A 14,658-nucleotide genomic window follows, 5' to 3' on the forward strand; every position below is an offset into this window, starting at 1 on the left:
AAAGCTTGAATTCGAGATAACTTGTAATATGTTCTTCGATTTAAGCCCCCTTTACTTTAAGTACATTACTTCACAAACTCTACATTTTAGTTATCTTCATAGACTTTATACCAATGGTATGGTTGTATTTCCTTCAACATTTTATATTCCAGTTTTCCATTTGGATTGGTTATAGCTGCCTTTACATTTTCTCCCCAGTAAAATAATCTTTCTTGGCAGATACCACAAGGAGTTAAAATTTTAAATTCGGCATCTTCATCTTCTCGCACAACACAAATAGTGTGTGTGACCTTTGCATTTAATTTATGTGCTTCAAGAATTGCACCAGTTTCAATACACAATTCTGTTGAAGCATTGATAACTTCTGGTGAAACACTGGTTAAGATTTGACCATCTTCAGTGTACATCGCCGCAGCTCCTCCCCAACCAGAAGGATACCTTTTTTCTATTAACTCAATCGCTGACTGATAAATCCGCTCTTCAATACTCAATTTTATCCCCCTATATCATCATTAAAAATTATACTACTTTTCTGAGAACCACTGTTCCATTAAGCTGAAAAATCCTTACTAATTATTTCAAAATTATCTATATTCCACAAGGTTTTTTATTCCATAACATCCATTCATAAAGAAAGGGGCTTTTCTATTACAGAGCTTTTTGCCTCTGATTCAGTTCTTTTAAGTTATTATCTCGATTTCAAGTCTTCTACAATCTAGCCCTAAAATGGATAATGGCACATATCTATGTTTCAGATATGCGCCATATCGTATTATAAGATTCGTAAATTACCTGGTGCCCATTCTTAATAGACTTATCCTTAAGGTACTCAGGATCGCCTTAACTACATTCTTGCGCCATATTGTTGAACAACACTATCGGTTACTTAGTTGGAAACTCAACTTATGTTTACTAACACCTCCTGTTGCAAAAACTTTTTATGCAAGAAATTAAGGAAATAATAAGATTCCCCCTCTTCAAAACCTTTATAATTAACAATATATAAAATCATGTATATATGAAAAATTTTCAACCTTTAAAAAACGTTGTTATATTAAGGATTGTGAAATTGTATTGGTTCCGATAGTTATGATTATGTAAACTAAGTTTGTATATCTTATTCAATGATATACAAAGAAGCTGAAGGTTCATTAACAGCTTCTTTGACTTTTGTACACCTAAGATAATTGAATAACCTGCAGTGAAAGGGTAGTAAAATCTACAGAAGTTCCTGGCATGTCGGTGTCTATGACAGTAGAAACTACATCACCCCCAGTTAAGGTACGAATGGTGGTTCTTGAGAGTGGGAAATCTATCAGCCCTGAGTTAGAATCAAATATAAATAGTCTTGTATCATCCCGAGTTACGTTATTAATTGTTAAAAAATGAGTGTATCAACTTAATCTAATTACATTAAGAACTGGATCAGAATAAACTGGGGTATTAGCACCAACACTATCAACAGTTGGTGTATCAACTGTTATTATGTCATTCACTGCATTACTATATAAGACAGTTTTAGCTATCGGAATTTCAATCGCACCACCAGAGGTGTTTTCTATATCTAAATTCCCTCCAGTTATCACAGTGCCATTTGCTCTAATTTGAAAGAATATCCTTTCTGTATCTTCTAAATCACAGTATGCTCCGAATGAAATTTCATAAACCCCAGATTCAGTTAGTTGGATACTTTGATTACCCATTGGCACAGTTATATTTTGACAAGGTCCCAGATTTCCAAAAGATACAGTACCACCTTCTTGTGCCGGTACTTCACCGGGGGATCCATTTATTTGACAGAATCCTAATGCGGTACCTGGTGGTCCCGTTGATCCTGTTTCTCCAGTAGGTCCTTGAATTCCCATTGTCCCCTGTGGTCCTTGAGGGCCTTGAGGACCTTGTTTCCCCGGTGGTCCCTGTGGCCCTTGAGGTGGTGGTGGAACAACTCTACATTTACAATCTTTATCTTTCATTATTATTTTCACCTTCTATAATTGTTTTAATTTATTTTATGGTCATTTTCTATAGAAAGTTTGGACTAACATGCTTAGCGTGACAAAAATGTACTGAAGTCTATGTAAATTGTGTGTGTTTAAACAAGTTTCTATAGTTGCTATTATGTAAACTAGAATTGTATATTATATTCATTGTTATACAAGAGAAACGCAGAACTCGCCATTAAAGACGAGTTCTGCGTTTCTCTACAACTATGTACAATTATCATTTCCTTAGCTCAGGCGGTGGTGGTATGGAGCCTCCTCCTACTCCGCCTTCAATAGCATAGACTGTGTATTGATTAACCATTATTTTCACCTCCTTGAAAATATCAGATAACTTATTTACCATTATATTCTTTATTTTCAGAAAATACAATCTATTATTATTATGAAAGCTAATTAAGAGGAAACTATTTATGTGTGAACTACACGCCACTTAACACCTTCTACCGTTATTCTACACTTGTCTCAATAGGGTGTACTCTTTTGAGACTCTTTGGTTCAAAATATGTATAATACATTGGCTCCAATTGTTCAATGTATGGGTAGCGACTTTTCAAAAATAATAAGGGCTGAGACAGCCCTAGAATAATTAATTTGAATCAAATAATCTACAAATTGCATAATCGAATACAATAGGGTCCCCATTCACGGGATTCGGATTGGTTGCTTTGATTTCGACTATATTTGCAAAATTAAAAGTCCCTCCTTCACCTTCAGCTAATGATATATTTACATCCGGTCCACTTTGAGGTACAAAGGTTAAATTTACTGGTCCACTGGGTAGATTATCGAAGCCGCTATTACCATCTATAGAAAGCATCCCTGTTGTACCGATCTGGTTTGAAATATTCCGATAAAACACACGGGTTTCTCCAGCTTGAATCCTAACTGAAATGTCCGCATCTGTCTGGTTACATAAGATTTTGCAACATTTTGCTGTGTCAACCTTAAATGGGACTTTATTTTTACATGTGCAGGCACTCATTGAATCACCTTCCAAATAAATTAATACTATAAGATACGTATCACTTATTGAGAAAGTGTGTGTGTTTAACTACGAGGATCAATTATATAAAAACTAGTTAACTTCCTATAACTACTATTATGTAAACTAAAAATGTATAAAGAATACAACCTTATACATTTTTAGAACACTAGACTTTCCAGACTTTCTAACTTTTCTAACTCAATCTTTAGTAATCAATAACAGTCTACTATTACTATAAAATTTCTTTTTCAATTTTATTACTATTAAAAATAGTTCCTTCCCCTAAATTTACAATATCAGCTGATTTATTCCACAGAAAAACGTTTCCTATTACTTCGGTTTTATTTCCAACTATAGTTAGTCCAACATTACTATCAACAACAAGATTATTTAATAATTTATTATCATCTCCTAGAATATCTACACCCTCAAGTTTATGAGATTTAATGATATTTCTAGAAATTTCATTCCCAGAATTTTGTATGATAATTGCAAAATCATTATTAGCAATCAGATTTTTTGAAAAAACATTGTTAGTTGAATTTATTGTTAACCATCCTATTGCTATCTCAGACTCAAAAATGGTATTGTTTTCAATTAAATTTCGAATTGCACTCCCTTCTGAGCAAATAAATCCACCTATTACATTTTCATCGCAAATATTATTTCTACAAATATTTGAACTCCCTGCAATATTTACTCCAGTTATAACATTTAGACGAAATAAGCAATCTTCAATGATGTTATTATCTCCTCTTAGAAGACAGCCGTATATAGCATTTGATGTTGCTGATACATCTATAATCCTATTCTTGTTTCCTCTTAAGAAAATCGCAATTGAATAGTTAGTAATCACTAAATCTTGAATGATCACACCTTCTACACCTTTAATATCTATACCAATTCCTGTTTGGTTGAATCCCCTAATTGTGACACTGGCTCTGTCTAATGCTTGAATTGTAATGAAATTTTTATCAACAATGACATTTTCAGAGTAAGTACCCTCTTTGATCTTAATGATATCTCCTGATTCAGCCTGATCAATAGCCGAATTGATTGTTGGTGTGTCATCTGAAGGCACAATAAAAATGGTCAAATCATCACTTCCTTTAGGTTTGGGATAAGATATATTATTCGTCTGCTCTCCAAAATGATTGTATGCTGTGTGATATATACAAGGGTATATTGCAGCAAAATCTCCTGTTATAAGGGTATGACAACGGTTCATTACGAAATTTTGTTTTTAAGGTAAAGGGAGCTAAGCTACGATATACCGCAAAGTAGAATCCTGATTATGTAAAATAAAAATAGTTCCAATACTCCATTATTGAAGAACTGGAACTAATCGACTCAATAATCATTGTGTTACGTAAAAATGATTTATTTGACCTATCCATTCATACAAGCTTAACTAAAATACTTCCATAAAATAAATTACACCCTTTATTATCACTCACTCTCCTTGTCGCCTTCTTTCAAAAAACAGGGAGAGTTTACATATCTTAAGATAATAAAAATAATGTTCCTACTTAGTAACAGTCATATGGTACATCTATAAAATCATTGTTATATACAGGTGTACCTACCGTACAATTATCCTGGTCACGAAAATAAAGATTTGCGAAAACACCCATACATTTACACTTATTTTCAGTTTCTATAACAAGTTCAGCGTGTCGAGACATTTCGAAATCAAATGCTGCCCGAGTGTTCGGATCAATGACTATTATCTCTTCTTTAATCAACATTGGTTCATTTTCATCTTCCCAATCAAATGCTGTAGCTTTTATTGTACATTCCTCTTCGCCACGATTTAGGATTTCTGTGTGTCCTTCAACGGTACCTACTTCTCGGTACAAAACACCGGTAGTTCGTATTTTTCCTTTGGCCATAAATACACCTCCTTTAACCTTTATAGTTCATTATATTCATTAATTAGAGAATAGCTTGGATATGTATATGTGATTTTAAAAAACTATGCTTTTATATAGAAGCATAGTTTTTGTCTTTTTATGGACAAAAGCTCAAAATAAATAAAGTTATAATGCATACAATATAATCTACCAGTAGAATCCTTGTATAAGGCTATTTATCACCTCGCGAAAATTTCGGGAGGTTACATAATATCACTTGTGTTATGCGCCCATAAGGGCAGATAAAAAATCGCTGGATGGCAACAGCGTAGGTTAAAATTCACAATCGAAGCCTATCATCACCCAACTTATCCGAAGGGGAAACCTAACGGGGAGTGTAGCATGTTGCGTAAAGCCATAAGTTGACGAGTTACCACGCCACGACTGAAGGGCAAGATGAATTTTGTAAACAAGGAAGAAAGCTAAACTGCTTGAACGATAGTCTAAGAGCGATTAGTGATGCGTATAGCGAAAGGTAACTGTAACGCTATAAGGATAAGGGTTGATTATAGAAACATAGTAAGAGGCCAAGTGTATCTTATCCTCTCAACTACCATAAGTAGAAACAGACGAAAGTCGCTTCCTCCATTACAAAAAGCTTGTTTCTATCTGTCTAAATGGGGATTACCTAAGTCGGAATGCCTCAAAGGTTATGGTACGTACGGTATCTGAATATCCGATAAGGTAACGGAGTCCTCGTAGTAGTCCGAGATAGGGAAAGCCTATCACATGGCAAAGGAGGACAGCCTATCAGTTTAATACAAAATGAGGTTAATGCGTGAGGCATTATAAAATCTAAAAGTAGTATTAAACAAGTCTAAACATTTAGATGATAAGTGGAGAGCCGTATACATTGAAAGGTGTAAGTCCGTTTCGGAGGGGAGCGTTTGGAAACCTGTCATAGCAATACGACAAGGCACCGGGCGCTTACCCTAATACTATAAACTATTTTATCTGCTACCCTCATCTTTACAATGATTACAATGAGAATAAAAAAGTATTATATATAGGATTTTTTGTAGAAAACATAGACCTTATCAATAAAAGTTAGTATAATTTAAATGTTCAAATTATTCTGTCAAAGAGGTGATTTAGTTAAGAAAAAATTAATGATGTTTGCAGCAAACCTTCACATTACTATTCGGGATGGGGCTAGGTACATCTAATACATATTATCCACCACCACCTTCTGATGATGGTGGTGGTACTGGTGGTACTGGAGGCGAAAATTGTGATCCATATCCAGATGGTATTTCTCTTAATAAAATTTGTCCACCTGAAGATTAAGATGCCAATGTCATTTAAAGTACCTCTCCATTTGTGACGAGGTACTTTCCTTTTGTATCTAATCACTCTTAGATACGATAACCACAATGTCCATTTTGTTTACTAACTCATTATTAATTATTGTTATAATTTACCTTGTAAATAACTTTCTAACTTGAGGTGATTAGCTTGGATGCTATACTTTTTCTTGCATTATTTGCTGTACTATTTTCTTTTTTGTCTTTTATGAGATACTAAAACGCGCTGTAAAAAATGGTATCGATGAATCTATGACGAGTAAATTGACTAGACAAGATATCACTTAAGTTGCATAAAAATGATTTATATCACCTATCACATTTATACAAGCTTAATTAAAGATACTTACATAATATATAGTACACCGTAAATACCACACTTTCACCTCTCTGATGCTTCCTCCTTTCATGAACAATCAGCGAGGTATACATATGTTGCTGTGATGCTCTCAGGCCAATTTATCTTTTCTTTTATGTACAAAAAAAAAGCCTCTATCCAGAAGAATAGAGGCAATACAGTTGGAAATTCCCATCCGATTTATAAAATATGTATCCCCTGCCAGTTTGGTGAGGGCAGGGGTATTCGTGGAAGCCATTCGTGATGTATTATAGTATATGCAAATGTTATATATTGGTATACATTATTTCAAAGCTCGATCAACAATAACTGTGTTTAAAAATATCGCTTCATCAAGAGTAATTTCTTTCTTTTTAGCTTTTTCTACCCATTCATTACTCTTTAAAATGTTTCGATCATATGCGTTTTGGTAGGCTACTTGTAAATCTTTGTATTGCCAATCCTTCAATTTCATGTTTACTTCCTCCTGCTTTGAATTTAATTCTGCTTCAATAGCTCTTAGAAACGCATTCCATCTACCCTCACCTAAAATTCGATGAGGACAGTATTTATTTGACCAATCTTGGTGTTTTTTTACCTTATCTATACCCCAATTACGCTCTTTTAACAGTTGAGCAACATATTTTACTGTCAATGCTTCTGCTTTTCTATATCGCTCTCCCCCACCTTTTTAGTAACAAATTTCAATACCAATTGATTTACGGCTTCCTTTACCTTTGAGACCATCCCCACAATGCCAGGCATTTCGATTAATTGGAATACCTTGGACAACTTCTTTGTCATCTACCGCATAATGGAATGACACTTCATTATTATTGTAAATCATATACTTAATTTCATTTTCTGCTGGAGCATCATTTGCAGTATTATGAAGAGTGATATACTCAGCATTCATCGTATATGGGCATTTAAGTTTATGTTTAGTTTTAGATACTAGGCTTTTACGTACTGGAATCATTTGTGCTCACCGTCTTTATTCTCTGGATAAATAACTTCTCTTCTTTTATTAGATCTTTCTGTTTTCGCTTTGATTTCAGATGCTACACTTTCTACAACTTTAATTGGCACCCATTTTCCCCACCCAGCACGTTCAAAATTAGCAGCCGCACTCATTAAGGTGTGATAAATCAAACCTCCAGTTATTAACGAGAAAAACATACCAATTTCAATTTCGTACAGAATAAAAATGGTCGATAGTGTTTTTGTCAACTATGTTTCCTAGCACTGGAAGCAAAAACATAACTAACGTTCTGTAAATGCCTGATTTCCCATACTCAGACGTGTACGTTCCATCAATTTTTGATGCTCTAATTCCACTTACCCAATCTAATACTGTAACGAGTGCTAACATTGCAATAAAGATTAAATTTCCTACTCCATACATGAAGTTTAACGCAGTTCCAATAGGGCCTAATTTTATAAATCCCGCTGAAAATTTTTTAATTAAATTCATGTTATCCCCTCTTTTTCTCCATAATTAAAAGCCCTTGTGACAGGGCTTGAATTTACCGTTATTCACCTCAATGGGTATTGTGTCTACTAAAATGTCTACAACTATGGATTCATAAAATAGATAAATCAAAAATACTTGTTATTCCACAATATGGCCCTAAAATGATAAGAACGCTAACCTTTATTACAGATTAGCGCCATTTTGTGGAATATTAACTTTGAAGCTTAAACACTATGAAACACAACTAAACTTGTGTTTCATAGTGCTTTTTAATATAAGAGATTTTGCAATGAACTAAATTTGGTTGTCAAATATTCCTGGATTATATATTACTCATCAGGCCAATCAGGTTCTGGTAAATTATTAAAAGTTACAATTTTTTGTTCACCGGCATTAGGTGCCGATTCAGCATTGACTAATTCTGACATAGATGTTCCATAAATTATTGATCCAATTAGAAAAACACTCAACAATTTTTTCATTTCAGTATCCTCTTTCCTTGTTAAAAATATTATGAAGAGCTTCATTACTTAATGATAAATATTTATATGCTTTTTGATGGTATTTAATTTCAGAATAATAGGAAGCCATTAATTCTCCGTATTTAGATACTAATTGCCATTTTTTATTTTTCAGAAAAAAAGGTAAAGCATAAGACTCAATGTATTTGTACATTTCTTCACAATTATTATTTAATTGATGCGAGTAAATTGTAAACACCATGACATTTGTTGTCAAGTCCTTTTTAATAGACAATTCTATAGTTCGATTTATTAACTCTCTAGCTACTTCTCTTTCATTCAAATATATATATGATTCAGAAAGTCCCGATAAAGTTATAATATAATCTTCAGAGCCAAACTCTTTTATTTCTAAACTTTTCTTAAAATACTGTGAGGCTTTGTGATACTCTTTTTTCAAAAAATACAAATTACCCATATTATGGTAAATTTTAGCTAAGTGTCTATTACTATTTAATAACTCTGCTTTATCAATTAATGTGAGGTAAATTTCTAATGCTTCATCAAAAGCTCCTGTCTGTTTTAAATTTATTGCTATAACCAATTGGGTATCAATAATTCTTAGATAATTATTGTCCTTTTGAAATTTTTCCAAAGCTTTTTCACCATATAACATAGAAAGTGAGTATTTATTTAATTTTCCATAAGATAGAGACAAATAATAATAGACTTCACTTGGTGGATCTTGCTCTATTTGTTGTATCTTCTTTAAAATATCAAGAGATTTTTTTGGATTATTTTTCTTATGATAGTAGATAGATACAAATAAATCATATAAAATTCTCTCATGTTGGGAAAATTTTTTTTCTTGTTTCATTAACAGGGCCTTTATATGTTGTGCTTTACTAAGCTCATTAAAAAATAAGTAATAACGGAAAATTACTATATTAAATAAAAAGACAAGTGTTGTAGATTCAATCCATTCTTTTTTTTCAATAATATTCGTGTAAATCATTTGGCTTTTTTGTATATTTAAACTTGTTAACGCTTTATTCAATGATTTAATATCTTTTTCGATACGGTTAATGTGGTGTTTCTCTTCTGATAATTGAATATTTAATCTCTCACAGAGTAAATGCATTGTTTCTTTGCTCATTTCTGTTGAGTTATTTTCAATTTTACTCAAATGAGATACTGAACAAATTCCTTCAACCAATTGTTGTTGTGTTAAACCAGTCCGCTTCCGATGGTAGTATATAAGTCTTCCAAAATTCATCATAAACTTCAAATCCCCAAAATTATTTATAATAACTACGTATAGCAATAATCTTCTATCGAAATCAAAATAAATTTCCCAATACAAATTTATCATACTTTGCTTTATTATAAAACTCGTTGTTCATCGGCCGATTTTCAATAAAAACTTATTAGAATAATGTTGTTTTATGAAAAATTCAATATTAACATAACTAATACTTATACGTACATTTGTAATCATTCTTTAGAGGGGGCATAATGTTAAAACGATTTTTAATCCTGTCCTTATTTTTACCAGTAATTATTTCATCATGTATTTATTTTTTTCTTACTACAAATAACGATAGCAAATCTCAGCCTTCTCTGATAAACGCACAGTATGTTGTAAGTGTTTTTCAAGAATTATTTGAATCTGAGAGTTCTTTTGGAAAAGAAAAACCTAACTCAGATTCTGTAATACCTTGGGGAATTGAAAAAGTAATAAGTCCTTTTATTCCGTCTGACAACTTTGGTAGCGGGGTCAAAATTGCAATTTTAGATAGTGGTATAGATAAAAATCACGAGGATTTAAAAAGTAGTGTCGCAGGTGAATTTAATGCTATTTCTCCAAACACTCCTGTAATTGATGATCTAGGACATGGGACAAATGTAGCCGGAATAATATCTGCACAGAATAACGATGTTGGTATCATCGGCATTGCACCAGGTGCAGAACTATACTCTATCAAAGTGTTAGATGAATTTGGATATGGAGAGTTATCCCACATACAGGAAGCTATTGAGTGGTGTATTGATAACAAAATACAAATTATTAATATGAGTTTTGGAATTGAAGAAGACAAGGTTGAACTTCGAAATGCAATAAATAAAGCAATTAATGCAAATATTGTTGTAGTGGCTGCTGCTGGAAATTCTAGTAATGGGAGTGTTGAATACCCTGCTGCATACGATGAAGTCATATCTGTAACTGCAGTAGATAAAGAAAATAACATAGCCTCATTCTCTCCAAACGGAAAAATAGATTTTGCAGCACCTGGAGTTGATATTCTTACAACAACGACCAATAATAGTTACCGTTCATATAACGGGACATCTCTTGCAACAGCACATATCTCTGGAATTGTTTCTTTAATCTTGCAATACTCTCAACAACTGGGTATTGAAAAAAATGATACTTTCTTGCATGAAAAAGTGTACGAGATATTATTAGATATGTCTGAGGATTCATCGTAAAAAAGATAAGACAACATTTTCTAAAAATATTCATTTCAATACATTAATTAAGGAGAATTATAATGTTTAAGAAAATATTACCATCTATAATGGCTTTGATTTTGGTATTTGCTTATACCGTAAATGAAAAAACATTTGCAACGAATAACACCGAAGAAAATAGATATGTTTTTGCAGATGACGAGTATTTTGAAGAGTTAGATATGACTGCAAAAGAAGTAAGAGATAATATTGAAATTATCACAGATAACGAACAAAAAATTATAGCAAAATTCGAAATTGAAAATTACAATGCTAAAATGACATATGATAAGGAAACAAAGGAAATAACGGTAAAAGAAAAATATAAAGAGCAAGACCAGGGTAACAAAAATAAAGATGTAGAGAATGATTACATAGTTCATGTTAACGATCTTTATTACAATGAAGATCTTAAGAAGAAGATACTTGATGTAGAGTTTGAAAACATTACTACTGGTAAAAAACATAAAGTAGTTAAAAACAAGGACAACGTTAAGGCATCAGCAATCCCAATAATTGTAGGTATAGGCGCTGTTATAGGTACTGGCCTTCTCGAAGCACTTGCAGCTGCCGCACTAGTTATTATTATTAGTGCACAAGAATTTGCTCGTGTTGTTGAAATTATAGAGAAGTTAAGAAATAACAATAAATACGATTATTATGCTGCTGCAATTCAAAATGATAATGTATATGTTGGTCCAGCTATAACTAAAACAGATGCTACAAATAGAGTAAAGTGGTCAAAATCTGCAGCGTTTGAGGAAAGGGATGTTTGGGCAAGAAATCAAATTTTAGCATACAATCTTGCAGATGCCGCTGCTCAATACGTTTGGGGTTACGAAATACACGGTGGTCAGACAACACCAGGAAATGGTTATTACTACCATTACCATGCATCCAACACTAAAAAACCTGAAGATTTTGGAAAGTTACCTTCTCATATCTTTTTTTGGTAAACTAATCTAGAATCTATACTGAGCCAAAAGATAGGAACATTCCTTTTGGCTCGACTTTTATATAATGGAGAATTCTCATAAAAGAGGACTAAATGAAATCAAAGGGGTCTTATCAATGATTATAGAATTAGATTATTTTCAGCACCAGGACTATATAACTGTTCCTGCCCACGTTGGAAAAAATATAGATGATATTAAGGTTAAATTTTATACTTGGTTAAATGATAAAGGTAATGACCATAAATATTGGATATATCATAATGGTCAAAAAGATGGTCTTTTAGTGAATACAGAAGGACTTGTGGAATGGCTTAACACTCACTATCTAAAACAAGAATCAGCAAAAATAATTGAGGGTACTCCAGAAATTATTGGTCAAGTAGAAAAAAGAATATGGTTTTAAACTAAGATTATGAGCTGAGTCAGCTCTTTTTTTATTTGCTTGCTATCAGCCAAAACGTCCATTGAGTTATATAGAATTTTCAAAAAACTTCTCCTTTAAAAGAGAAGTGATTTGATGTTTGTTTATAGTCTGATCAAGCTAAGTAAGTCTAACTAGATATAGGGATGTATCTTATTAAAATTTATAACCTACAAAATAATTAATTAAAAAAATCAGAATTCCACAATATGGCCCTAAAATGAATATTGGCATATATCTATCACTTCTGGTTGATCTTTTTTCTATAGCTATTATTCTTCATCTAGCCGGGATCGCCTTTACTATATTCTTGCACCATATTGTTGAATAACATTTAATTAGTAAACAGAACTAAGCTTCTGTTTACTAATACCTATCTTAATAGTTTTGATTTCAAAATTACAAGGTATGTAACAAAATCAGAATTTCATATTACCTTTTCAATTTTAAGCAAGTTTGATGAAACTATCCCATTATAGACTAATAGTCATGAAACTTCCTTTAACTGGCTATTAAGTAAGCTAGAATTGAATATGACATTCATTAATATACAAAAAATTCAAAAAAGACTGGATACACCAGTCTTTTGAATCCAACCTCGGGGGTGTCAACTGTATCTAATTACATGTAAAAGTTGGTCACCGTAACTAGGAGAACCATCGGCAGTAGGTGTTGAAACGGAAATCACTTCATTCATAGCACTGCTTTGATATAGAAAAGATTTTGAAACTGGATAGGTTTCAGATGAAGCAGCTGCAGGTCTAAGTTGAATGGTTGATCCAATAGATCCTGTAACATCAGAATTAAATTGAAAAGAAAGATTTTCATTTAGATTCATATTACAATTTGTCTCAAATGAAATCTCATATATTCCAATATCAGAAAGCTGGATTGCATTATTGTTATTGGCTGTTGATAAATCGATACAGGGACCTGGTACGCTAAACACGACATCCCCACCAGGTGATGCAAATTCTGTTCCCTCTCCTTCAATTTGGCAGACCCCTAGTGGGTTACCTGGTAATCCCATTGGTCCTTTTGGTCCAGGTTTCCCAGGAGGTCCCTGTGGTCCTTGTGTAGTGCTGGAACAACTCTACATTTACAATCTTTTTCCTTCATTATTATTTTCACCTTCTATAATTGTTTTTACTTTATATGTATGGTTATTTGCTATAGAAGGCTGGACTAACATATATAACTTGACTTAAATGTGCGAATATCTATGTTAAAAGCTCTTGTGGAGCTAAGCCACGGTAAACTGAAAAGTAATTGCTGATTATGTAAAATATGAAAAAGTTCCAAATTTTAATTTTTGAAGAACTAGAACTAACCGACTCATTAATTGTCTAAAAATAATAAGGGACGCTAATCTATATTTCAGATTTGCACCATATTGGTGAATAACAATTTCAGGTTGTTCATTTTTCAAAAAAAAATTATTAATCAATGTGTCCCGTAGTTGATACACATTCAATAACCAATTAATAGATTTAAACACCTCTTTATCACTTATATTTCCATCAGTTATTAAGCCTGTTAGCTTAATACCACTATCTCTACCATATTCATCATAGGTGTTAATTATTAATTGGATACCATTACTCATATCTATTATCTAATCTTCATACCCTTTATAATAAGGCCTAAAGCATTCACTTATATTAACCGTTACACTCAACTCATAATTTAATCAAACAAAACGCAGTTAGCTGTTATTAGCGGTATTATAGATTAATTTCTGTTAATGCACTGTATGAATCCTATCAAAGTACCAATTTAATAAAGTAATTCCTTATATCTACAGGTAGTTCTTCTACCATAAGAATCTCTAATTTATCAGTACCTGGTATAGTCATCAGTACAAAGGTCTTTTTGTCATATTTAAAACAGTTTAAATTGAGGTATTCTTTTTGGATTATTAGATGTAAGAAACTCATAATCTTCCAGTTTGAAGTTTGACTCATATCCTTCCAATGCAGCTTCAAACTCATAAAATTTAACTACTTTATTATGCACCTACAAAACGACGGTCAAACGGTAATAAAGAAAGTATCAGCCAACTTGTCTCAAGATTTTGTTACATTCCTATTGAGTTAAAATGACCTCATAAAAAAATTTTTTAAACGACTTTATTTTTCGTAATCATCTGAAGGAAAACCCATACTGATACGGTAACTCAATTACATACAGCTTAGCATGGAAAAACCTCGAATAGTTCGACTATAAAAAAATGTCTACTATCCGAGGCCCTGTGTGAAAAACTTTTTCGATTATTTGGTAATAAACCAAAATA

Annotated in this window: 15 protein-coding genes and 1 pseudogene; 4 read left to right on the forward strand and 12 right to left on the reverse strand. The window is 32.5% G+C overall.

Going from position 1 to position 14,658, the window contains the following annotated elements; all coding sequences use genetic code 11:
- Positions 1 to 86: 86 nt before the first annotated feature.
- From V1503_RS24305 to V1503_RS24325, 5 genes are all read right to left on the reverse strand, one after another.
- Positions 87 to 491: a cytidine deaminase gene (locus V1503_RS24305; protein ID WP_410629801.1), complete on the reverse strand. Its 405-nt coding sequence runs from the start codon at positions 489 to 491 to the stop codon at positions 87 to 89.
- Between the two features lie 903 nt (positions 492 to 1,394).
- On the reverse strand, positions 1,395 to 1,973 hold the full coding sequence (locus V1503_RS24310; RefSeq protein WP_410629803.1) for a hypothetical protein: 579 nt from the start codon (positions 1,971 to 1,973) through the stop codon (positions 1,395 to 1,397).
- Between the two features lie 616 nt (positions 1,974 to 2,589).
- Positions 2,590 to 2,985, reverse strand: a complete 396-nt coding sequence (locus tag V1503_RS24315) for a hypothetical protein (protein ID WP_410629805.1) — start codon at positions 2,983 to 2,985, stop codon at positions 2,590 to 2,592.
- 235 nt (positions 2,986 to 3,220) lie between these two features.
- Positions 3,221 to 4,084 carry a NosD domain-containing protein gene (locus tag V1503_RS24320; RefSeq protein WP_410629807.1) on the reverse strand — a complete coding sequence of 288 codons (864 nt, stop codon included), beginning with the start codon at positions 4,082 to 4,084 and terminating at the stop codon, positions 3,221 to 3,223.
- Positions 4,085 to 4,517: 433 nt separating this feature from the next.
- Positions 4,518 to 4,880: a hypothetical protein gene (locus V1503_RS24325; RefSeq protein ID WP_410629808.1), complete on the reverse strand. Its 363-nt coding sequence runs from the start codon at positions 4,878 to 4,880 to the stop codon at positions 4,518 to 4,520.
- Positions 4,881 to 6,017: 1,137 nt separating this feature from the next.
- On the opposite strand from V1503_RS24325, the gene V1503_RS24330 reads away from it, so the two are divergent.
- Positions 6,018 to 6,188 (forward strand): hypothetical protein, encoded by a 171-nt coding sequence (locus tag V1503_RS24330; protein ID WP_410629809.1) that lies wholly within the window; start codon positions 6,018 to 6,020, stop codon positions 6,186 to 6,188.
- An 850-nt stretch (positions 6,189 to 7,038) separates the two neighbouring features.
- On the opposite strand, the pseudogene V1503_RS24335 reads toward V1503_RS24330, so the two are convergent.
- The 5 genes and pseudogenes from V1503_RS24335 to V1503_RS24355 all read right to left on the reverse strand — a co-directional run.
- Positions 7,039 to 7,521 (reverse strand): annotated as a pseudogene (locus V1503_RS24335) (peptidoglycan recognition protein family protein); the annotation flags it as partial.
- Positions 7,518 to 7,694 carry a hypothetical protein gene (locus V1503_RS24340; RefSeq protein WP_410629811.1) on the reverse strand — a complete coding sequence of 59 codons (177 nt, stop codon included), beginning with the start codon at positions 7,692 to 7,694 and terminating at the stop codon, positions 7,518 to 7,520. The gene V1503_RS24340 and the pseudogene V1503_RS24335, both read right to left, overlap by 4 nt.
- Positions 7,695 to 7,728: 34 nt before the next feature.
- Positions 7,729 to 8,016 (reverse strand): phage holin family protein, encoded by a 288-nt coding sequence (locus V1503_RS24345; RefSeq protein ID WP_410629813.1) that lies wholly within the window; start codon positions 8,014 to 8,016, stop codon positions 7,729 to 7,731.
- Positions 8,017 to 8,345: 329 nt separating this feature from the next.
- The gene (locus V1503_RS24350; protein ID WP_410629815.1) at positions 8,346 to 8,498 is read right to left on the reverse strand and encodes a hypothetical protein; all 153 of its coding nucleotides are present in this window, start codon (positions 8,496 to 8,498) and stop codon (positions 8,346 to 8,348) included.
- Between the two features lies 1 nt (position 8,499).
- A complete protein-coding gene (locus V1503_RS24355; protein WP_410629817.1) occupies positions 8,500 to 9,756 on the reverse strand; it encodes a tetratricopeptide repeat protein in 1,257 nt (418 codons plus the stop codon).
- Positions 9,757 to 9,992: 236 nt separating this feature from the next.
- On the opposite strand from V1503_RS24355, the gene V1503_RS24360 reads away from it, so the two are divergent.
- The 3 genes from V1503_RS24360 to V1503_RS24370 all read left to right on the forward strand — a co-directional run bounded on the left by V1503_RS24360 (position 9,993) and on the right by V1503_RS24370 (position 12,347).
- Complete coding sequence (locus tag V1503_RS24360) at positions 9,993 to 10,967, forward strand: S8 family peptidase (RefSeq protein ID WP_410629819.1); 975 nt, start codon at positions 9,993 to 9,995, stop codon at positions 10,965 to 10,967.
- A gap of 62 nt (positions 10,968 to 11,029) precedes the next feature.
- On the forward strand, positions 11,030 to 11,944 hold the full coding sequence (locus V1503_RS24365) for a hypothetical protein (protein WP_410629821.1): 915 nt from the start codon (positions 11,030 to 11,032) through the stop codon (positions 11,942 to 11,944).
- Positions 11,945 to 12,059: 115 nt separating this feature from the next.
- On the forward strand, positions 12,060 to 12,347 hold the full coding sequence (locus V1503_RS24370) for a hypothetical protein (RefSeq protein WP_410629823.1): 288 nt from the start codon (positions 12,060 to 12,062) through the stop codon (positions 12,345 to 12,347).
- 625 nt (positions 12,348 to 12,972) lie between these two features.
- Here the strand turns inward: V1503_RS24370 and V1503_RS24375 are convergent.
- Complete coding sequence (locus tag V1503_RS24375) at positions 12,973 to 13,395, reverse strand: hypothetical protein (RefSeq protein WP_410629825.1); 423 nt, start codon at positions 13,393 to 13,395, stop codon at positions 12,973 to 12,975.
- 246 nt (positions 13,396 to 13,641) lie between these two features.
- Positions 13,642 to 13,971, reverse strand: coding sequence for a hypothetical protein (locus V1503_RS24380; protein WP_410629827.1), 330 nt, complete (start codon positions 13,969 to 13,971; stop codon positions 13,642 to 13,644).
- Positions 13,972 to 14,658: the final 687 nt, after the last annotated feature.

The sequence above is a fragment of the Nanhaiella sioensis genome, from assembly GCF_046557775.1.
Classification (GTDB): Bacteria; Bacillota; Bacilli; order Bacillales; family SM2101; genus Nanhaiella; species Nanhaiella sioensis.